The sequence below is a fragment of the Nocardioides sp. URHA0020 genome, from assembly GCF_000620705.1.
Lineage (GTDB): Bacteria > Actinomycetota > Actinomycetes > Propionibacteriales > Nocardioidaceae > Nocardioides.
Genome location: NZ_KK211168.1, coordinates 355,663 through 376,549, shown reverse-complemented (window position 1 = coordinate 376,549; position 20,887 = coordinate 355,663). Strand labels below are relative to the sequence as shown.

Below are 20,887 nucleotides of genomic sequence, written 5' to 3'. Positions count from 1 at the left end.
CCGGTGGTTGAGGAGGGCCGCCAGGCCCGTCTCGAAACCCCCGCAGCGACGGCAGGGCTCCGGGTGGGGTGGGAGAGTTGCGCGGTGAGTAGCTATGGCGTCATCGGGGTGGGGTCGATCGCAGCGGCCATGGTCGTGGGGTGGTGCGACGGGGTCGGTGACGCGCCCGAGGTGGTCCTCTCGCCGCGCAACGCCGAGCGCTCGGCCGAGCTGGCCGGACGGTTCCCGACGGTGCGGGTCGCGACCGACAACCAGGCGGTCGTGGACGCGGCCGACGTGGTCGTCGTCTGCCTGCTGCCGGGCAACGCCGCCGAGGTGGTGTCGGGCCTGACGTTCCGCCCGGACCAGGCCGTGGTGAGCGCGGTCGCCGGCATCGACGTCGCGCACCTGCGTCAGGTCGTCGCGCCGGCGAGCCAGGTCGCGCGCAGCGTCCCCCTGCCGGCCGTGGCGACCCGGGACAGCGTGACCCCGGTGCACCCCGGTGGGGCGGCGGTCGAGGAGCTCTTCGGACGGCTCGGGGGGAGTCTCGTCGTCGACGACGAGCTGGCGTTCGAGTCGATCGCCGCGGCCTCGGCGACGGTGGCGGCGTACTTCGGCTACCTCGGCGCGGTCGCCGGCTGGCTCGGCTCGCGCGGCATCCCGGAGGACGGCGCGCGACGCTACGTGGCCGCGACGTTCGCGGCCCTGGCGGGCGAGCTGGGTGCACCGGACCCGGACTTCGCGGCGCTGGCCGACGCGCACGCGACACCGGGCGGGCTCAACGAGCAGTTCGCGCGCGACCTCGGCGCGGCCGGGGTGTACGACGCCGTCCGCGACGGGCTGGACGCGATCCTCGTCCGTCTCGTCGGCAGCGCCGACTGAGCATTGCCCGTACGTAGAACACGTTCTAGTCTCGGGCGCATGACGGATGACATGCGAGTCGGCACCCACAACGGCCACCTGATGGTGGCCGCTCTGAAGCGGCACCAGCACAAGCCGGTGATGTACCTCGGTGACACGACGCTGACCGGCGGGCAGACCGCGGAGCGGATCAGCCAGTACATCCAGGCCTTCGAGTCGCTCGGCGCCGGTCGCGGGACCGCGGGCGCGCTGCTCGCGCTCAACCGTCCCGAGGTGCTCTTCATCCTCGGCGCCGGTCAGACCCAGGGCCACCGGCGCACGTCGCTGCACCCGCTCGGCTCGCTCGACGACCACGCCTACGTCATCAACGACGCGGAGATCACGTCCATCACGATCGACCCGGTCCCGATGTTCGTCGAGCGCGTCCTGGGGCTGCTCGAGAAGTGCCCCAAGCTCGAGAAGGTGCTCACCATCGGGCCGGTGCCGGAGGAGCTCAGCCACGTCGGGCACGACCTGGCGGCAGCGGCAGCGGCGTACGACCCGGAGCCGCTGCAGGCCGTCACCCTCGACCCCGACCACATCGTGTCCATCACCTACACCGGCGGCACGACGGGCAAGCCGAAGGGCGTCATCGGCCTGTCGCGGCAGATGAACACGATGACCCAGATCCAGATGTCGGAGTGGGAGTGGCCGGAGTCGCCGCGCTTCTTGATGTGTACGCCGCTGTCGCACGCGGGCGCGGCGTTCTTCGTGCCGACGGTCCTCAAGGGCGGCTGCCTCTACGTGCTGGCGAAGTTCGACCCGGCCGAGGTGCTGCGCACCATCGAGGAGCAGCAGATCACGGCGACCATGCTGGTGCCGTCGATGCTCTACGCGCTGATGGACCACCCCGACTCGCGCACGCGGGACCTGTCGTCGCTGGAGACCGTCTACTACGGCGCGTCCGCGATCAACCCGGTGCGGCTCAGGGAGGCCATCGAGCGGTTCGAGCCGATCTTCGCGCAGTACTACGGGCAGTCCGAGGCCCCGATGGCGATCAGCTACATGTCGCGTGCGGACCACGCCGAGGCGCTGGCGCCGGGCGGCGACGAGCGGCGCCTGGCCTCCTGCGGCCGACCCTCCGCCTTCGCGCGTACGGCGCTGCTCGGCGAGGACGGTCAGCCCGTGCCGGTGGGTGAGCCGGGGGAGATCTGCGTCGCCGGGCCGCTGCTGGCCGGCGGGTACTGGAACCTTCCGGACGAGACCGCCGAGACCTTCCGTGACGGCTGGATGCACACCGGCGACGTGGCGCGCGAGGACGAGGACGGCTTCTGGTACATCGTCGACCGCACCAAGGACATGATCGTCACGGGTGGGTTCAACGTCTTCCCGCGCGAGGTCGAGGACGTCGTCGCCGAGCACCCCGCGATCGCCCAGGTCGGCGTCATCGGCACCCCGCACGAGAAGTTCGGCGAGGCGGTCACCGCGATCGTCGTCCTGCGGGCCGACGCGCCGCGGGACGAGGAGTCGATCGCCACGATGACGGCCGAGATCCAGGAGATGGTCAAGGCGCGCAAGGGCTCGGTGCAGTCGCCCAAGCACGTGATCGTGGCCGAGGCGCTACCGCTGACCGGCCTCGGGAAGCCGGACAAGAAGGCCCTCCGGGCCCAGTTCTGGACCGGGGACCGCGCCGTCGGCTGATCGCCGCCGGACGTAGCTCCGGACTGCGGTGTCGGCCGCGAGCGACCCGGCGAGGAGGCCGATCGCGACGATCCCGTCCAGCCACCAGTGGTTGCCGGTGGCCGACACGACGAGCATGGTCAGCACCACGTGCAGGAGGAAGATCCAGCGCCAGCGGCTGGTGCTGCACGCGACGATGCCGAAGGACACCACCGCGGCCCAGGCCACGTGGATCGACGGCATCGCCGCGAACTGGTCGGAGACGCCGGTCGTCGGGTCCGCGCTGTAGACCGACGGCCCGAAGTGGTGCGACAGGTCGACGTACCCCAGGTCGGGCAGGAAGCGCGGGGGAGCGACCCGGATGAAGCGGATCCACAGGCAGCAGGCCGTCACCAGCGCGAGGCCGTTGCGCCAGTGCGGGTACTTGTCGCGGTGCCGGAAGAACAGCCACACCAGGAAGGCCAGCAGCGCGGGGACGTGGACCGAGGCGTAGTACCAGGTCGTCAGGTCGGCGAGCCTCTCGTGCTCCATCACGAAGCGCTGCAGCGTCAGCTCGGAGGGCAGGTGCAGCGCGTCCTGGAACGACGCGATGTCGTGCGCGCGCTGGATCGCTCCGTGCGTGGACGCGATCGGCAGCATCCGGGCGAGCCGCCACAGCGAGTAGAGGGCGGCGATCAGGGCGAACTCGGCAGCGACCGGTGCGACGTGCCGGCTGATCGGCGTGCGCCAGAAGTGGACGACCAGCCAGACCAGGCCGCTGAGCACGGCTGCGATCGCAGCTTGATCCCAGGTCGGCCACGGCACCGGGTGATTGTGTCAGGCGCAGCCCCCGTTGCGGACGTGGTACGCCCGGAAGCGCGCTGCGCGGCAGGGCTGAGCAGGACTTTGTTTCGAAAACATCGGAATGATGGAAAACGTTATCGACAACGATTGACACCGCTCCTGCCGAGTGACACCTTTCCCGTCATGTGTGACGTACGTCGCACCCGGCGTACGCCGAACGGAAGGGTTACCTATGAGGTCGAAGACTCGCAGCGCGGCGCTCGCCGCGCTCTGTGCCGGCGTATTGGCGTTCGCGGCGTGTGGCAGCGACGACTCGTCGGAGGAGAGCGGTGGCACCACGACCGTGACGTGGTGGCACAACTCCAACAACGAGCCCGGCATGGGCTACTACGAGCAGGTCGCCGAGGACTACGAGGGCGACCACCCGGGCGTGAAGATCAAGATCAGCGCCATGGCCCACGAGGACATGGTCGACAAGCTGGACGCGGCGTTCCAGAGCGGCGACATCCCGGACGTCTACATGGAGCGTGGTGGCGGCGAGCTGGCCGACCACGTCGACGCGGGCATGGTGCGCGACCTGTCCGACGACGCCTCCGACGAGATCTCCACGATCGGCGGCTCGGTCGCCGGCTGGCAGATCGACGGCAAGACCTACGCCCTTCCGTTCTCCCTCGGCGTGGTCGGCGTCTGGTACAACACCGACCTCTTCGAGCAGGCCGGGATCACCGCGCCGCCCACGACGATGGCCGAGTGGTCCGACGACGTCGCCAAGCTCAAGGACGCGGGCATCACGCCCCTGTCGGTCGGCGCCGGTGACAAGTGGCCGGCCGCCCACTACTGGTACTACACGGCGCTGCGGTCGTGCCCTGAGGACGTCCTCAAGGATGCGGTCACGAGCCTGGACTTCTCCGACCCGTGCTTCGTCAAGGCCGGCGAGGCCGTCCAGGACATCTTGAAGACCGAGCCGTTCAACAAGGGCTTCCTGACCACCAAGGCCCAGGAGGGTGCGACCTCCGCGTCCGGCCTGCTCGCCACCGGCAAGGTCGCGATGGAGATGCAGGGCCACTGGGAGCCCGGCGTCATGCAGGGTCTCACCGACGACGGCAAGGGTCTCGGCGACAAGACCGGCTGGTTCCCCTTCCCGGCCGTCGAGGGCGGGCAGGGCGACCCGAAGGACGCCCTTGGCGGCGGCGACGCCTGGGCGGTCTCGGAGAAGGCGCCCGACGCGGCCGTCGACTTCGTGAAGTACCTGCTCTCGGACCAGGTGCAGACCGGCTTCGCCGAGAACGACATGGGCCTGCCGACCAACCCCGCAGCCAACAGCGCGGTCAAGGACCCGGCCCTCGCCCAGCTGCTCGCGGTGCGCGACGACGCGCCGTACGTCCAGCTCTACTTCGACACCGCCTTCGGCGCCTCGGTCGGCGGTGCCATGAACGACGAGATCGCGCTGCTCTTCGCGGACAAGGCGTCGCCGGAGGACGTCGTGGACGCGACCCAGCAGGCAGCGGACGCCGAGAAGTGACGGGAGCGGTGAGCTGAGCGTGACAGAGCAGGACGTCGTCACCTCCCCGACGTCCGCACCCCTCGAGGAGGCCACCCGGCGCGACGTGCGCCGGGTGGCCTCCCGGGCCGCCGGGTCCGGGTGGCGACAGCGGCTGGAGGTCGCGTTCTTCGTGACGCCGGCGCTGGCGCTGATGGCGGTCTTCGTCGTGTGGCCGGTGGTCTCCGCGGTCCGGATGTCGTTCTACCGCTGGAAGGGCTTCGGCCCGATGGACGACTTCATCGGGATGGACAACTACCGCTACGTCCTCACCGACGAGGTCTTCACGGGCGCGGTCACGCACAACTTCATCATCGTCTTCGCCTCGATCCTCATCCAGCTGCCGCTGGGCCTGGCGGTGGCGCTTCTGCTGGACCGGCGGATCCGCGGGCGGGGCCTGCTCCGCACCATCGTCTTCGTGCCGTACGTCGTGGCCGAGGTCATCGCGGGCGTGGTCTGGTACCAGCTGCTGCAGCCGGAGTCCGGCGTCATCGACGGGCTGATCCGGGGGATCGGCCTCACCCCTCCCGAGCAGGGCTTCCTCGGCACGCCGAGCCTGGCGCTCGGCACGGTCTTCGTGGTGCTGACCTGGAAGTACCTCGGGCTGGCGATCCTGCTCTTCCTGGCCGGGCTGCAGGGCGTGCCGACCGACCTGTACGAGGCCGCCCAGCTCGACGGGGCGAGCTGGTGGCAGGTGCAGCGGCGGATCGCGATCCCGCTGCTCGGTCCGACCATCCGCACCTGGTGCTTCCTGTCGATGATCGGCTCGCTGCAGCTCTTCGACATGGTCTGGATCCTGACCGGCGGCGGCCCGGCCAACGCGACGACGACGATGGCGACGTACCTGATCAACCAGGGCACCGGCCGGCACAACTACGGCATCGCCGGTGCGGCGTCGGTGGTCCTCTTCGCCATCGGCTTCCTGATGGCGCTGGTCTACCAGGTGCTCGTGCTCCGGCGCGACACCACCGTGGAGAGGTGACGGGACATGACCCGACGCGCGAGGCCCTTCGGCTCCGGCGGCCCGCTGGTCTACCTGCTCGCACTGGTCGCCGTGATCATCACGCTGGGCCCGGTCGTGTACGGCGCCCTCGGCGGCTTCCGCACCAACGAGCAGCTGGCGCGGGACCCCTCGGGGCTGCCCGACCCGTGGGTCTTCTCCAACTACACCGCGGTGCTGAGCAACGACGCCTTCTGGCGCTACGCGCTGAACTCCTCCATCGTCGCGCTGGTGACGACGGTGGTCGCCGTGCTCTTCGGCGTGATGGCGGCGTACCCGCTCGCCCGCTACCAGTTCCGTGGCCGCGAGCCGCTCTTCATGGTGTTCGTGCTCGGCCTGCTCTTCCCGGCGGCCGTGGCGATCATCCCGCTCTTCATCCTGGTCTCGCAGGACCTGCACCTGGCCAACACCTGGTGGGGCGTCGCGCTCCCGCAGGCGGCGTTCGCGCTGCCGATCACGGTGGTCATCCTGAGGCCCTTCCTGATGGCGATCCCGCGTGAGCTCGAGGAGGCGGCGCTGATCGACGGCGCGTCTCGCGTCGGGATCTTCTGGCGCCTGGTGCTCCCGCTCTCGGTGCCGGCACTGGTCACGGTCGGCGTGCTGGCCTTCGTCGCGTCGTGGAACGCCTACCTGCTGCCCCTGCTGCTGCTGCAGGACGACATGCGTACGCTGCCGCTGGGCGTGGCCGACTACTCGAGCGAGCACTCCTCCGACACGGCTGGCGTGCTCGCGTTCACCACGCTCGCGATGATCCCCGCGCTGATCCTCTTCCTCGCGATGCAGCGTCGCATCGTCAGTGGTCTGCAGGGCGCGGTGAAGGGATGACGGATCCGGTGAAGGTGGAGGAGAGCCCCGTGGAGCAGACCACCCCGAGGGTCGGCAGCAGGGTCACGATGCAGCAGGTCGCGGCCGAGGCAGGCGTCTCGGTGTCGACGGTCTCCAAGGTGATGAACGGCCGGTACGGCGTGTCGACCCAGACGTCCGACCACGTCAGCAAGGTCATCGACCGGCTCGGCTACGAGACCAGCCTGGTGGCCCGCAGCCTGCGCAACACCCGCACCAACGTGATCGGCCTGCTGGTCGCGGACTTCGAGCCCTTCAGCACCGAGGTGCTCAAGGGCGCGGCGGACGCGATCCGGGGCACCGGCTACGAGCTGGTCGCCTACTCCGCCGGCGGGCGCACCGACGAGCACGTCGGGTGGGAGCGCCGCTACCTCTCGCGGGTGATGGGCACCCTCGTCGACGGCGCCGTGCTGGTCACCCCGACGGTCACCGACGTGCAGTACGACGGCCCGGTCGTCGCGGTCGACCCGCACACCGGCCGGTCCAGCCTGCCCACGGTCGCGGCCGACAACCTGCAGGGCGCCCGGATGGGCGTCGACCACCTGCTCGCGCTGGGACACCGGCGCATCGGCATGGTCACCGGCCGCGCCGACCTGGTCTCCGCCCAGCTGCGCGAGCGTGGCTTCCGGGAGGCGCACGCGGCGGCCGGCGTGCCGGTCGACGAGAGCCTGCTCGCCCTGGGTGCGTTCGACCCGGAGCAGGCGCGCGAGGCGGCACGGACGCTGCTGCGCCTGCCGCGGCCACCGACCGCGATCTTCGCGGCCAACGACATCTCGGCCCTCGCCACCCTCGACGTCGCGGCCGAGCTCGGGGTCGACGTCCCGGACCAGCTGTCCGTCGTGGGCTTCGACAACATCCCCGAGTCGGCCTTGGCGCACCCGCCGCTGACGACCGTCCAGCAGCCCATGCGCCAGCTCGGGCACGACGCGATCGCGATGCTGGTCGCGCTGATCGCCGGAGAAGAGCTGGCCCAGACCCACGTGATCCTCGAGACGACGCTGGTCCGCCGGCGTACGACCACCGCACCAGGAGCTGCCTCATGAACGAGCTGTGGCGCGATCCCACCGCGCACGTCGACGACCGGGTCGCCGACCTGGTGTCGCGGATGACCGTCACCGAGAAGGTGGCCCAGCTGTCCGGGGTCTGGTGGCTCGACCCGGACGCCGGCGGCATGGCCCCGATGCTGCGCGAGAGCGTCGGCCCGCTGCCGTCGTGGGACCGCGTCGTCGCCGACGGCCTGGGCCAGCTCACCCGCACGTACGGCACCGCACCCCTCGAGCCCGCCGATGGGCTCCGCACGCTGGCCGAGCGCCAGCGCGACGTGATGGCGGCCAACCGGTTCGGCATCCCGGCCATCGCGCACGAGGAGTGCCTGACCGGGCTGGCCGTGTGGCGGGCCACCATCTACCCCTCGCCGTTGTGCTGGGCCGCGTCGTTCGACCCCGACCTGGTCGAGCGGATGGCGGGCCGGATCGCGAGGTCGATGCGGGCGCTCGACCTCCACCAGGGCCTGGCGCCGGTGCTCGACGTGGTCCGTGACCACCGCTGGGGCCGGGTCGAGGAGACGCTCGGCGAGGACCCGTTCCTGGTCGGCCTGATCGGCAGCGCCTACGTGCGTGGCCTGGAGGACGGCGGCATCGTCGCGACGCTCAAGCACTTCCTCGGCTACTCCGCCTCGCGGGCGGCGCGCAACCTCGCGCCGGTCTCGATCGGCCCGCGGGAGCTGGCCGACGTCGTCCTGCCGCCCTTCGAGATGGCCCTGCGCGCGGGTGCCCGCTCGGTGATGAACTCCTACACCGACCTCGACGGGGTGCCGGCCGCGGCCGACGCCGGCCTGCTGACCGGCCTGCTGCGCGACCGGCTCGGCTTCGCCGGCACCGTGGCGTCCGACTACTTCTCGGTCGCCTTCCTGCAGACCCTGCACGGCGTCGCGGACAGTCTCGCCGAGGCCGGCGTGCTCGCCCTGGAGGCCGGGATCGACGTCGAGCTGCCGTCGACGAACGCCTTCGGCGAGCCGTTGCTCGACGCGCTCGCCTCCGGACGGGTCGAGGAGAAGACCGTCGACCAGGCCCTGTCCCGGGTGCTGCGGCAGAAGTGCGAGCTCGGGCTGCTGGACCCCGGGTGGGCTCCCGCCGAGGTGACCGACGTCGACCTCGACGATCCGGAGTCGCGGGCCCTCGCCCTCGAGCTGGCGCGGCGCTCCGTCGTGCTCCTGGCCAACGATGGCAGCCTGCCGCTCGCCGCCGGCGCGCCGATCGCCGTCGTGGGTCCGCGCGCCGACACCTCCGAGGCGATGCTCGGCTGCTACTCCTTCCCGATGCACGTGCTCGTCCACCACCCCGGTGTCGAGGACGGCGTCGAGATCCGCACCGTCCGTGAGGTGCTCTCCGACACGTACGACGTGTCGTACGCCCTCGGCTGCCCGGTGCTCGGTGGCGAGGAAGCCGACATCGAGGCCGCCGCCGCGGTCGCCGCGGACGCCGAGGTCTGCGTCGTGGTGCTCGGCGACCAGGCCGGGCTGTTCGGCCGCGGGACGTCCGGCGAGGGGTGCGACGTCCCCGCCCTCGACCTCCCGGGTCGCCAGGAGGAGCTCCTTGAGGCGTTGCTGGCCACCGGGACCCCGGTGGTCGCCGTGCTGCTCGTCGGCCGCCCCTACGACCTCAGCCGACAGGTCGACCGGCTCGCGGGCCTGGTGTGCGGCTTCTTCGCGGGCGAGGAGGGGGCCCAGGCGATCGCCGACGTCCTCAGTGGCCGGGTCAACCCGTCGGGCCGGCTGCCGGTCAGCTTCCCGGGCGCCGGGTCGAGCCAGCCCACGACGTACCTCGCCTCGCCGCTGGGCCGGCGCACCGAGGTGAGCGTCGTGGATCCGACACCGCTCTTCGCGTTCGGTCACGGGCTCTCGTACGCCGCGGCGACCTGGGGCGCGGTGACCGCGACCTGCGGGTCGTCGGGGTCGCAGTGGGGGACCGACGGCACCTGCGAGCTCGTGGTGGAGCTCGCCAACGAGACGGACCGCGACGTGTCGGAGGTGGTGCAGGTGTACCTCCACGACCGCTCGGCGTCGGTGGTGCGCCCGGTGCAGCAGCTCGTCGGTGCCGCGCGCGTCGACCTGGCGGTCGGGCGGCGGGCCCGGGTCCGCCTGTCGCTGTCGGCCGACCTGACGTCCTTCACCGGGCGAGACCTGACGCGGGTCGTCGAGCCGGGTGCGGTCGAGCTGTGGGTGGGTGCCTCGAGCACCGACATCCGGGAGGTGCTGCCCCTGGAGCTGGTCGGCGCGGCCCGCGCGGTGGGCGTCGACCGAGACCTGGAGCCGACCGTCAGCGTCGAGCTGGACTGATGCACTACGACCTGCCGCTGGCGCAGGCCCGGGTCTACCGGCCGGACCTGGCCGTCCCCGATGACCTCGAGGAGTTCTGGGCCGCCACCCTCGAGCGCACCGGCGGGGCCCCGCCGGTGCTGACGCGCGTCGATTCGGGGCTGGTCACCATCGAGACGTACGACGTCACGCTCGCCGGCTTCGACGGCGATCCGGTGCGCGCCTGGCTGCACCTGCCGGCCGCCCCGCTCCGCCGCGGTCCGATGCCGGGCGTGGTGCAGCTGCAGGGCTACAACGGTGGCCGCGGGCTCGCGCACGAGCACGTGCTCTGGGCGAGCGCCGGCTACGCCCACCTCGTCGTCGACACCCGCGGCCAGGGCAGCGGCTGGACGACCGGAGCGACCGGCGACCCGGCCGGCAGCGGGCCGGCGCAACCCGGGTTCCTCACCCGCGGGATCGAGGACCCGGAGACCTACTACTACCGGCGGGTGTACGCCGACGCCGTGGCCGCGCTCGAGGTGCTGCGCGCTCACGACCTGGTCGACCCATCTCGGGTGGCCGTGGCGGGAGGGAGCCAGGGCGGCGGGATCTCGACCTCCGTCGCTGCCCTGGCTCCCTCCTCCGTGGCCGCGGTGCTGCCCGACGTGCCGTTCCTCTGCGACTTCCGCCGGGCCACGGCCGTGGCGCAGTCCGAGCCCTACCTGGAGCTGGTGCGCTACCTGGCCGCCCACCGCGACCGGGTCGAGCAGACGTTCGCGACGCTGTCCTACTTCGACGCTGCGGTCCTCGGACGCCTGGCGACCGCGCCCGCGCTCTGGTCGGTCGCCCTGATGGACGCCACCTGTCCGCCCTCGACGGTCTTCGCGGCGTACAACTCCTACGGCGGGCCCAAGGAGATCGAGGTCTACGAGTTCAACGACCACGAGGGCGGCGCGGCGCACCACCAGCAGCGCCAGCTGGCGTGGCTCGCGGCCACGCTCTAGCTAGCGCCCCTGGAACTGCGGCGCGCGCTTCTCGGCGAAGGCCCGCGGTCCCTCCTTCGCGTCGTCGGACGCGAACACGGCCTTCCCGACCACGGCGTCGTCGGCCCAGCAGTCCTCCTCGTGCTTGCCCTCCGAGTCGCGGACGGTCTTCAGGATCGCCTGCACGGCGAGCGGACCGTTGGCGCAGATGAGGTCGGCGATCTCGTGGGCCTTCGCCAGCGCTTCGCCGTCCGGCACGACCGTGCCGATCAGCCCGATCTCCTTGGCCTCCGGCGCCTTGATGGCGCGACCGGTCAGCAGCAGGTCCATCGCGATCGTGTACGGGATCTGCCGGGGGAGCCGGACGGCGGAGCCGCCCATCGGATACAGGCTCCACCGCGCCTCGGCGACGCCGAACCGGGCCGACTCGCCGGCGATCCGGATGTCGGTGCCCTGGAGGATCTCGGTGCCGCCCGCGATTGCCGGGCCCTCCACCGCCGCGATCAGCGGCTTGGTGAGCCGGAAGCCCTTGAGCAGACCTTTGATCACGGTCGGGTCGAAGCCGGCCTCGAAGCTCTCGCTGGGCGAGCGCTTGGTCGCGGCCTTCAGGTCCATCCCCGCGCAGAAGTAGCCGCCGGCGCCCGTCAGGATGCAGACCCGGATCGAGTCGTCGTCGTTGACCCGGTCCCAGGCCTCCTCCATGATCGCCATCATCTCGCCGGAGAGGGCGTTGCGGGCCTCCGGCCGGTTCATCGTGACGACCAGCTTGTGGCCGTCCTGCTCGACGAGGCAGTGCGGTGCGGTCGCGGGAGCCGGGGGCTGCGAGGAGGACTCGGTCATGGTTCGGGATGCTAGCCAAGAACAAGAACGTGTTCTAGTCTCGCGGGCGTGGCTCACAACATCGCTGACCTCTTCGAACACGCGGTCGACGCCGCGCCGGACAACCCCGCGCTGAAGGTCGGGGACCGGGTGGTGACGTACGCCGAGCTGGAGGCCGACGCCAACCGGCTCGCGCACTACCTGCTGTCGCAGGGGGTGGGCCCGGGCGACCACGTGGCGATCTATGCGAAGAACAGCATCGAGCACGTCGTCGCGGTGCTCGCCGTCACCAAGATCCGAGCCGTCAACATCAACGTGAACTACCGCTACGTCGAGGGCGAGCTCAACTACCTCTTCGACAACGCCGACGTGGTCGCGGTGATCCACGAGCGCTCGTACGCACCGCTGGTCGCGGCGATCTGGGACAAGCACGAGAAGCTCAGGACGGCGATCGTCGTCGACGACGCGCTCGACCCCGACGACCAGTCGGACTTCTCCTCCTACGGCGGCGTGCACTACGACGACGCCGTCGCCGGGCAGAGCGCCGAGCGTGACTTCGGCGAGCGGAGCCCCGACGACATCCACATCATCTACACCGGCGGCACGACCGGCTTCCCGAAGGGCGTCATGTGGCGACAGGAGGACTGGTGGCGCGTCCTCGGCGGCGGCACCGACTTCTACACCGGCGAGCTGCTGGAGGAGACCACGCAGTCCAGCCAGGCCACCGCCCCGCGGATGGCGACCTTCCCGCTCAGCCCGCTGATGCACGGCGGGGCCCAGTCGGGCCTGCTGATGCATCTCTTCGCAGGCCACCTCACGATCGTCGAGCCCAAGTTCGACCCGGTGCGCACCTGGGAGATCATCGAGGCCGACAAGATCCAGCTGATCTTCATGACCGGTGACGCGATGGCCCGCCCGCTGATCGAGGCCTACGAGGCGAAGGCCGAGACCGGCACGCCGTACGACGCCTCGAACCTGGTCGCGATCTCGAGCAGCGCCGCGATCTTCAGTCCGCAGGTCAAGGCGCGCTGGATGGCGGCCTTCCCCAACTCGATCTTCACCGACTCCGTCGGCGCGACCGAGACCGGCTTCCAGGGCATGGGGATGGCGGACGCCAACAACATCAGCACCGACGGTCCGGTGGTCGGCCTCGCCTCGAGCGGTGTGGTCCTCGACGAGAACAACGAGTTCCTCGACCCCGACACCGACGTGGGCAAGGTCGGACGCCTCGGTCGCGGTGGCTCGGTGCCGATCGGCTACTACAAGGACCCGGTCAAGTCGGCCTCGACCTTCCTGGTGATCGACGGCGAGCGCTACTCCGTGCCCGGCGACTTCGCCCGCATCGAGGAGGGTCGCCGCGTCACGCTGCTCGGTCGCGGCTCCAACTGCGTCAACACCGGCGGGGAGAAGGTCTACCCCGAGGAGGTCGAGATGGCCATCAAGGGTCACCCGGCCGTGTACGACGTGCTCGTGGTCGGCGTCCCCGACGAGAAGTACGGCCAGGCGGTCGCCGCGGTCGTCGAGCTGCGCGAGGGGGCGTCGCTGGAGCTCGAGGAGCTGCGCGCCTACCTGCGCGCGCACCTCTCCGGCTACAAGCTGCCGCGCACCCTGACCCTGGTCGACCAGGTGCCGCGCAACGCGGCCGGCAAGGCGCAGTACCCCGCCGCCAAGGAGCTCGCGCTCGCGGGCTTCGCGGCGAAGGCCGCGACCGTCGACCCCACGTCCGTCTGACTCTTCAGGAGAAGCATGCGCACCCCCCTGTGTGAGGAGTTCGGGATCGAGTACCCGATCTTCGCGTTCACCCCCTCCGAGCACGTCGCCGCGGCGGTGTCACGGGCCGGCGGGCTCGGCGTCCTCGGCTGCGTCCGGTTCAACGACACCGAGGAGCTCGAGCGGGTCCTGACCTGGCTCGACGCCAACACCGACGGCAAGCCGTACGGCGTCGACATCGTGATGCCGATGAAGATCCCGACCGAGGGCACGTCGCTCGACCTGGGCGCGATGATCCCCGAGGACCACAGGAGGTTCGTCGACGAGACGCTGCTCAGGCTCGGCGTACCCCCGCTCCCGGAGGGCGAGGGTCGTGAGGGGGTGCTCGGCTGGCTGCACTCCGTGGCGCGGTCGCACCTCGACGTCGCCCTGCAGCACCGGCCGGTGCTGATCGCCAACGCGCTCGGCTCGCCGCCCGCCGACATCATCGAGAAGTGCCACGACCACGGCATCAAGATCGCCGCGCTCGCCGGCGCCGCCAAGCACGCGCTCTCGCACGTCGCCAACGGCGTCGACATCATCGTGGCCCAGGGCTACGAGGCCGGCGGCCACACCGGCGAGGTCGCCAGCACGGTCCTGCAGCCCGACATCGTGGACGCCGTCGGGCCCGACGTGCCCGTGCTGGGTGCCGGCGGCATCGGCTCCGGTCGCCAGATCGCCGCGTCGCTCGCGCTCGGCGCCCAGGGTGCCTGGATGGGCTCGATCTGGCTCGGCACCGAGGAGTACCAGCTCATGGGGGCCGCCAACGCCGAGGCCTGGGAGACCGCCTTCACCCGCGCCACGTCGTCCGACACCGTGCGCACCCGGGTCTACACCGGCAAGCCCGCCCGGCTGCTCAAGACCAAGTGGACCGAGGCGTGGAACGAGGAAGGCGCCCCCGCACCCCTGCCGATGCCGCTGCAGAACCTGCTGGTCGCCAACGCCCACAACCGGATCAGCGCCGCCAACGACCCGGACGTCATCTCCATGCCGATCGGCCAGATCGTCGGCCGGATGAACGAGGTCCGCTCGGTCGCGGACGTGATGGCCGACCTGGTCGCCGAGTTCGAGACCACCGTGGAGCGGCTCAACACCCTCCGCTCGTAGGGCCGCCTCAGCGGTCGCCGTCGACGACGCGGACCACGAGCGAGCCCGGCTGCACGACGAAGCGCACGCTGGCCGCCTCGGTGAGGACGTCGCCGTCGACCTCGCAGAGCTGCGGTGGGTCGAGGCGGATCACCAGGTCCGATCCGCTGTCCCGCTCGAGGGAAGGGCCGTCGCTCCGCTTCGCGAGGACGCGCGCCGCCACGCCGATCCACTGGGTCAGGCTCTCCGGGCTGACCGTCGCGATGTCGAGGCGGCCGTCGTCGATGAGCGCGTCGGGAAGCAGCACCATGCCGCCGGTCAGCTCGCCGCAGTTGCCGACGACGACCGTCCTGGCCTTGCTGGTCGGACGGGTCCGGCCGTCCACGACCAGGTCGAGCCCGAAGGGCGGGTCCGTCAGGTGTCGGCCGCCGCTGGCGACGTACGCCGCCCACCCGGCCCGGTCCTTCACGCCCTCCGGCGCGTCGGCCATCATCTGGGCGTCGAAGCCGACACCCGCCATCACGGTGAAGCAGTGCACGTTGTCGGCGGGTCGCGGCACGCCGTGCTGCTGCTCGGGGGACGGGTCGAGGACCAGCCACCCGACGTCGATCGTCCGGTCGATGCCGGTGAACGCCACGCGTGCGGCCTCCTCCAGCGAGACCACCCCGTCAGCCAGGTTGCGGGCGAGCAGGTTGCCGGTGCCGCCGGGCAGCAGCCCGAGCGGCACGCCGGAGCCCACCAGCTCCTGGGCCACCGCACGGACGGTGCCGTCGCCACCCAGCGCGCACACCAGGCCGGCGCCGTCCGCGATCGCCGCGCGGGTCTGGCCGAAGCCGGGATCCTCCGCGGTCGTCTCCACCAGCGTCGGCTCGGGCACGTCCGCGGACCGGGCTGCGGCGACCAGCGTCTCCCGGACCTCGTCGGCGTCGACCTTCGTCGGGTTGACCACGACGGTGATCCCGCCCTCTCTCGTCTTCACGCCGGGTTCCTTCCCTCGCAGCGTGCGAGGTATACCTCCGCCCGCACCGGGTATGACACTGCCGTGAGGGAGACCGTGGCGGATCAGGGCGTGTCCGGGCAGATGGACCGAGCGGCCACCGCCGCCAAGGGGGCGGCCGGCAAGGCCGGCGACCATCCCGTGATCGAGTGGGGAGCGCGGCTGGGCTACGCGGCCAGCGGCGTGCTGCACCTCGTGCTCGCGTGGCTCACCGTCCACGTGGCGCTGGGCGACTCCGGCGGTCAGGCGAGCCAGTCGGGGGCGCTCTCCGTCGTGGCGCACCAGTCGTTCGGGCTGGTCCTGCTCTGGGTGCTGACGCTCGGCTTCGCGCTGCTGGCGATCTGGCAGGTGACCGAGATCGTGGTCGCCCGCAAGGCGTTCGACAAGGCCAAGGCTGCCGGCAAGGCGGTCATGTACGCCGCCCTCGCGTGGACCGCGATGACCTTCGCCCTCGGCGGTCACACCTCCAGCAACAAGCAGAGCAAGGACTTCACCCGGACGCTGATGGAGGCGCCGGCCGGCCGGTTCCTGGTCGGTCTCCTCGGGGTCGCCATCCTCGGCGTCGCCGGCTACCACATCTACAAGGGCTGGACGAAGCGGTTCCTGCGCGACCTGCAGGAGCACCCGGGTCACTGGGCGGTCGTGGCCGCTCGCGTCGGCTACATCGGCAAGGGCGTCGCCCTCGTCGCCGTCGGCGTGCTCTTCATCGTGGCTGCCGTGGAGCAGCAGGTGCGCAAGGCCACCGGGCTCGACGGAGCGCTCAAGTCGCTGCGCGACCTGCCGGCCGGCAGCGTCATCCTGATCGGGGTGGCGCTCGGTCTCGCTGCGTACGGCGTCTACTCGTTCGCCCGGGCGCGCTACGCGCGCGTCTGACCCACCGGCCGGTCCAGAGCCGGCTCGTCGGCGGCGACGTCGTGCCCGGCCGCGGGCTCGCGCCGCAGCCAGCCCCAGGCCAGCAGGCACGCCAGCAGGCCGTTGACCATCGCCACGGCGACGTCGCTGAGGTGGTGCATGCCTCGGTAGAGCCGGGCCGAGGCCACCAGGAACGGCACCATCAGGCAGGCCGTGACCACCACGGCCCGCAGGGCCGGCTGCCGGATCCGCAGCGCCATCAGCGCGAGGGTGAAGTACAGCCCGGTCGCGGCGCCGGTGTGGCCGCTGGGGAAGCTGGAGGTGGGCGGCGAGTCGTCCAGCTTCTCGACGTCCGGGCGCTCCCGGTCGATCAGCAGCGTGGTGAAGAAGAAGACCAGCGCCTGCGCCGAGATGGCGATCAGGGGCACGATGGCGTACCACCAGTGGCGGGTGCGCCACCACACCAGGGCGACCACGACCAGGCAGAGGCCGACGATGCTGACGGTGGCGCCGGTCCAGGAGAAGAAGAGCGTGATGTCGTTGAGGAGGCCGGTGCGCCCGGCGGCCAACGACTTGTTGATCCGCTCCTCGGACGTGCCCAGGTGCTTCAGGGGGCCGTCGGTGATCGACCACCCGAGCGCGAGGACCACCAGCCACCACACGGTGACGGGCAGCAGGACGCGGACCGCGAGGTCTCGTCCGGCGCCCTTCCATGAGGGGCGTGACTGGTCGTCATGCCACCTGGTGAGGAACGCCATCTGCTGACTCCTTCGAGGGGGTGGTGGAGGTGGTCGGTGGGCTCCAGCCCACGTAGCCGGCGTACGACGCGATGCACAGACCGCACCCGAGGAGGACGCCGGCCACCACGTCGGAGGGGAAGTGGGCACCCAGGAACAGGCGGTCCAGGCAGGTCAGGAGGACCCAGGCGGCGCCGACCGCCAGCAGCACGCGTCGCGCCGTGGTGCCCAGGACGGGGCGCAGCAGCAGCAGCACGATCGTCACCACGATCGCGTTGTTGGTGGCGTGGCCGGAGGGGAACGAGTAGCCGGCGTGGGTGGCGAAGGGCTCCTCGATGACGGGACGCCCCCGCTGGACCATCGTCTTGAGCAGCACCGCCACGGTCCAGCCCGTCGCCATCGTGGCGAGGGCCCACCAGGCGCGGGTGCGCAGGTGCAGCCGGAACCAGGCGAACAGGCAGACCGGCACGCCGAGGACGAGGTACATCACCCACGGCTGGCTGATGAGCTCCCAGGTCTCGGCGACGGACTGCAAGCGCGGGTGCGCCCGGGTGACCTCGGTGGCCGCGTCGATCACGGCCTGGTCGAGGTCGGCCAGCGGTCCGAACTGCGTGCGGACGAGGAAGGCGAGGAGCCCCAGTGGGACCGCCACGACGACTGCGTAGACCACGGCGCGGGTCAGTCGGCGCGCTCGAGTCGGGTGTCCCTCCATGACTCGCATCCTGCGCCGCCACTCGTCCCCGCAAACGCCGCTGGGGAGATTGTTGGTTTGTGAACCACTTCCGTGAGCACAATGTGCCCCGTGGACGTCGAGGAGTGGCTGCTGGTCAGCGAGGAGCGCGAGAACGCGCACACCTCGATCGACGCGGCGCGCGGTGACGGCACGGCATGGTCGCGTGGCAACACCGTCCGGGCCCTGGTCCACGGCCGCGACTACTTCGCCGAGCTGCACGAGCGCATCACCGCCCTGGGGGCCGGTGACCGGTTCTACTTCGCCGACTGGGAGGGCGACCCCGCCCAACAGCTGACCGACGACCCCCGCAGCACGCTCGACAACGTCCTGGTGGCGGCGGTGCACCGCGGGGTGGACGTGCGGGGCCTCCTGTGGCGCTCGCATTGGCACCGCCTGGGCTTCAGCGCCCACCGTCACCGCGAGCTGGGTGAGCTGATCGGGGCGGCGGGCGGGCAGTGCCTGCGCGACATGCGGGTCCGCACCAGGGGAGCGCACCACCAGAAGTTCGTGGTGATCCGGCACGCCGAGGACGCCTCCCGCGACGTGGCGTACGTCGGTGGAATCGACCTGTGCCACGGCCGGCGGGACGACGCCAAGCACCAGGGCGACCGCCAGCCCGTCGAGATGGCGCGCGCGTACGGGCCGACGCCCGCCTGGCACGACGTCCAGGTCGCCATCCACGGGCCGGCCGTCCACGACGTGGAGACGACGTTCCGCGAGCGGTGGGAGGACAGCACGCCCCTGACGCTCAACCCCGGACGCCTGCTCTCGAGCCTGGTGCACCGCGAGGACCTCGTCCCGGAGCCTCTCGGCGAGCAGGCGCCGCCGCCGGCGCTCCGGCCGGAGGGCCGCGAGATCGTGCAGATCATGCGCACCTTCCCGGTGATCTACCCCAAGTCCTTTGACTTCGCCCCCGACGGCGAGCGGTCCGTGATGCTCGGCAACACCAAGGCGATCGCCCAGGCGGATCGCCTGGTGTACGTCGAGGACCAGTACCTGTGGTCCGAGGAGGTCGGCGAGCACTTCGCCAACGCCCTGCGCGAGAAGCCCGACCTCCGGCTCGTCGTGGTGCTGCCCATGGTCCCGGACCGGGAGGGCGTCGCGGTCGAGGTGCCGCAGCTCTACGGCCGGAGCCTCGCGATGCGGACGATCCTGGAGGCGGGTGGCGACCGGGTGGCCTTCTTCGGGCTGACCAACGAGAGCGGCCTGCCGATCTACGTGCACTCGAAGACCTGCATCATCGACCACCGCTGGGTCAGCGTCGGCTCGGACAACCTCAACCGTCGCTCGTGGACCAGCGACAGCGAGATCGCCTGCGCCGTCCTCGACGACCGCGGCGACCTCGACGATCCCGCCCCGCGCGACTCCTTCCCCCGGACGCTGCTCCGCACGCTGGTCGCCGAGCACCTCGGCTGCACCGCCGACGAGGTGCCGGAGGATCCCCACGACCTCTTCGACGCGCTCGTGTCCAGCGCCGACGCGCTCGACGAGTGGTACGCCGGTGGGCGTGGCGACCGGCGTACCGGGGTGCGGGGGATGCTGGCCGACCGGCGCCCCCGGCGTCCGGTCCCGGTGCCGCAGTCGTTGACCGGCAGCATCCCCGGCCGTGCGCTGCGACGGCGGCGGGTCGCGGAGCGCGCGGCCGCGTTCGCGGGCGCTCCGCGCGACCAGCAGCGACCGCCGGGTCGCCTGCGACGACTGTCACCGCCGGAGCTCACCGCAGCCCAGCTGAGGTGGGCCCCCCGGCTGTACGACCTGCTGTTCGACCCGGACGGCCGGCCCCGACCAGGCGAGGAGAGCTGACGATGAGCAAGCCAGAGGACGGGTGGGACGAGGACCCGCGCGCGTTGCTGCGCGCGGAGGACGGGTTCGACCTCGACAAGCTGGAACGGGACGCGACGCCCGGCTGGGCGTCGGGCAAGAGGACGGCCAAGGCGCTCGGGCGCGAGCGCGGCGACCTCCTCAGCGAGCTCCAGGAGCGGCTCTTCGCCGAGGGCCGCACCGACGGAGGCCGCTCGCTGCTCGTCGTGGTCCAGGGCCTCGACACGGCGGGCAAGGGGGGCGTCGCCCGGCACGTGATGAGCAAGGTCGACCCGCAGGGCGTGGCCCTGCGCTCCTTCGGTCCGCCCACCGCGGAGGAGCAGGAGCACCACTTCCTGTGGCGGATCAGGAAGCAGCTCCCGGCGCCGGGCCTCATCGGGGTCTTCGACCGCTCGCACTACGAGGACGTCCTGATCGCCCGGGTCGACGGGCTGGTCGAGCCGCCGGTGTGGGAGAAGCGCTACGACGAGATCAACGACTTCGAGGCGCGCCTGGTCGAGGCCGGCACGACCGTGCTCAAGTTCGGCCTGATGGTCAGTCACGACGAGCAGGGGCTGCGGCTGATGAAGCGCCTCGACCGGCCCGACAAGCACTGGAAGTACAGCACCAACGACCTGCCCACCCGTCGCAAGTGGGACGACTACCAGGAGGCCTACGCCGACGTCTTCCGGCGTACGTCGACCGACGCGGCGCCGTGGTACGTCATCCCGGCCGACCACAAGTGGTACGCCCGACTCGCGATCACCGAGATCCTGACCCAGACCCTCGTCGACCTGGACCCGCAGTGGCCGACGGTGCGATGGGACCCGGAGGTCCAGCGCCGGCAGCTCGCCGCCACGATGAGCACCCGGGCGCTCCGGGCCTCGCTCAAGGAGACCAAGCGCGAGGTCAAGAAGGCCGTGGCGGACGACCGGCGCGTGCGCCGGGAGGCCGCCGAGGCGGGCAGCGTCGGGCAGGAGGACGCCCCGCTCGCCGTCGCCGAGGAGGACGCCCGCGAGGCCGAGGCGGCGGCAGCCGGAGCGGCCGCCATGCTCGCCCTGCAGCGGACCCGGCAGCAGAAGCTGGACCTCCTCGACGAGCGCGGCCGGGGCTGAGCCTCCGGCCGGGCGCTCCTCCTCCCGTCTCCTGACTCCCGTCGTACGTCGGGCGC

The 20,887-nt window shown here is 71.5% G+C and carries 17 protein-coding genes and 1 pseudogene; 13 read left to right on the top strand and 5 right to left on the bottom strand.

From position 1 onward, the window contains the following. The first annotated feature begins 84 nt into the window (after nucleotides 1-84). Both N542_RS0113500 and fadD8 read left to right on the top strand, forming a co-directional pair. Nucleotides 85-861, top strand: coding sequence for an NAD(P)-binding domain-containing protein (locus tag N542_RS0113500; RefSeq protein WP_036507766.1), 777 nt, complete (start codon nucleotides 85-87; stop codon nucleotides 859-861). Nucleotides 862-900: 39 nt separating this feature from the next. Further along, nucleotides 901-2,520, top strand: coding sequence for a fatty-acid--CoA ligase FadD8 (gene fadD8 / locus N542_RS0113495; RefSeq protein ID WP_028644368.1), 1,620 nt, complete (start codon nucleotides 901-903; stop codon nucleotides 2,518-2,520). On the opposite strand, the gene N542_RS24840 is transcribed toward fadD8, so the two are convergent. Then, nucleotides 2,440-3,303 carry a phosphatase PAP2 family protein gene (locus N542_RS24840; RefSeq protein WP_051551745.1) on the bottom strand — a complete coding sequence of 288 codons (864 nt, stop codon included), beginning with the start codon at nucleotides 3,301-3,303 and terminating at the stop codon, nucleotides 2,440-2,442. The genes fadD8 and N542_RS24840 overlap by 81 nt on opposite strands. Nucleotides 3,304-3,514: 211 nt before the next feature. Between N542_RS24840 and N542_RS0113485 the strand changes: the two genes are divergently transcribed. From N542_RS0113485 to N542_RS0113460, 6 genes are read left to right on the top strand one after another with little or no spacing between them, the layout of a single operon-like run. Next, a complete protein-coding gene (locus tag N542_RS0113485; protein WP_028644367.1) occupies nucleotides 3,515-4,804 on the top strand; it encodes an ABC transporter substrate-binding protein in 1,290 nt (429 codons plus the stop codon). A 19-nt stretch (nucleotides 4,805-4,823) separates the two neighbouring features. Beyond that, a complete protein-coding gene (locus N542_RS0113480) occupies nucleotides 4,824-5,804 on the top strand; it encodes a carbohydrate ABC transporter permease (RefSeq protein ID WP_036507763.1) in 981 nt (326 codons plus the stop codon). Nucleotides 5,805-5,810: 6 nt separating this feature from the next. Further along, a complete protein-coding gene (locus tag N542_RS0113475) occupies nucleotides 5,811-6,647 on the top strand; it encodes a carbohydrate ABC transporter permease (RefSeq protein ID WP_028644365.1) in 837 nt (278 codons plus the stop codon). Nucleotides 6,648-6,676: 29 nt separating this feature from the next. After that, nucleotides 6,677-7,708 (top strand): LacI family DNA-binding transcriptional regulator, encoded by a 1,032-nt coding sequence (locus N542_RS0113470; protein ID WP_028644364.1) that lies wholly within the window; start codon nucleotides 6,677-6,679, stop codon nucleotides 7,706-7,708. Beyond that, nucleotides 7,705-10,002, top strand: a complete 2,298-nt coding sequence (locus N542_RS0113465; protein ID WP_036507760.1) for a beta-glucosidase family protein — start codon at nucleotides 7,705-7,707, stop codon at nucleotides 10,000-10,002. Before N542_RS0113470 ends, N542_RS0113465 begins: the two co-directional genes overlap by 4 nt. Then, nucleotides 10,002-10,964: an acetylxylan esterase gene (locus tag N542_RS0113460; RefSeq protein ID WP_036507757.1), complete on the top strand. Its 963-nt coding sequence runs from the start codon at nucleotides 10,002-10,004 to the stop codon at nucleotides 10,962-10,964. Before N542_RS0113465 ends, N542_RS0113460 begins: the two co-directional genes overlap by 1 nt. Here N542_RS0113460 and N542_RS0113455 read toward each other — a convergent pair whose 3' ends face one another. Beyond that, nucleotides 10,965-11,783, bottom strand: coding sequence for a crotonase/enoyl-CoA hydratase family protein (locus tag N542_RS0113455; protein ID WP_028644361.1), 819 nt, complete (start codon nucleotides 11,781-11,783; stop codon nucleotides 10,965-10,967). A 48-nt stretch (nucleotides 11,784-11,831) separates the two neighbouring features. On the opposite strand from N542_RS0113455, the gene N542_RS0113450 reads away from it, so the two are divergent. Together N542_RS0113450 and N542_RS0113445 are read left to right on the top strand one after the other, a co-directional pair. Then, nucleotides 11,832-13,493: an acyl-CoA synthetase gene (locus N542_RS0113450; RefSeq protein ID WP_028644360.1), complete on the top strand. Its 1,662-nt coding sequence runs from the start codon at nucleotides 11,832-11,834 to the stop codon at nucleotides 13,491-13,493. Between the two features lie 15 nt (nucleotides 13,494-13,508). Beyond that, nucleotides 13,509-14,618: an NAD(P)H-dependent flavin oxidoreductase gene (locus tag N542_RS0113445; protein WP_028644359.1), complete on the top strand. Its 1,110-nt coding sequence runs from the start codon at nucleotides 13,509-13,511 to the stop codon at nucleotides 14,616-14,618. Nucleotides 14,619-14,625: 7 nt separating this feature from the next. On the opposite strand, the gene N542_RS0113440 is transcribed toward N542_RS0113445, so the two are convergent. Next, on the bottom strand, nucleotides 14,626-15,576 hold the full coding sequence (locus tag N542_RS0113440; RefSeq protein ID WP_028644358.1) for a diacylglycerol/lipid kinase family protein: 951 nt from the start codon (nucleotides 15,574-15,576) through the stop codon (nucleotides 14,626-14,628). Between the two features lie 63 nt (nucleotides 15,577-15,639). On the opposite strand from N542_RS0113440, the gene N542_RS0113435 reads away from it, so the two are divergent. Beyond that, complete coding sequence (locus tag N542_RS0113435; protein WP_197025955.1) at nucleotides 15,640-16,467, top strand: DUF1206 domain-containing protein; 828 nt, start codon at nucleotides 15,640-15,642, stop codon at nucleotides 16,465-16,467. Here the strand turns inward: N542_RS0113435 and N542_RS24835 are convergent. Next, complete coding sequence (locus N542_RS24835) at nucleotides 16,452-17,204, bottom strand: phosphatase PAP2 family protein (protein ID WP_036507754.1); 753 nt, start codon at nucleotides 17,202-17,204, stop codon at nucleotides 16,452-16,454. The two genes, N542_RS0113435 and N542_RS24835, sit on opposite strands and share 16 nt — an antisense overlap. After that, a complete protein-coding gene (locus N542_RS24830; protein WP_231482641.1) occupies nucleotides 17,179-17,895 on the bottom strand; it encodes a phosphatase PAP2 family protein in 717 nt (238 codons plus the stop codon). Before N542_RS24830 ends, N542_RS24835 begins: the two co-directional genes overlap by 26 nt. Before the next feature lie 90 nt (nucleotides 17,896-17,985). On the opposite strand from N542_RS24830, the gene N542_RS0113420 reads away from it, so the two are divergent. Together N542_RS0113420 and N542_RS24825 are read left to right on the top strand one after the other, a co-directional pair. Then, the gene (locus N542_RS0113420; RefSeq protein ID WP_028644356.1) at nucleotides 17,986-19,719 is read left to right on the top strand and encodes a phospholipase D family protein; all 1,734 of its coding nucleotides are present in this window, start codon (nucleotides 17,986-17,988) and stop codon (nucleotides 19,717-19,719) included. Nucleotides 19,720-19,721: 2 nt separating this feature from the next. Then, nucleotides 19,722-20,567 (top strand): annotated as a pseudogene (locus N542_RS24825) (PPK2 family polyphosphate kinase); the annotation flags it as partial. Nucleotides 20,568-20,887 lie beyond the last annotated feature (320 nt).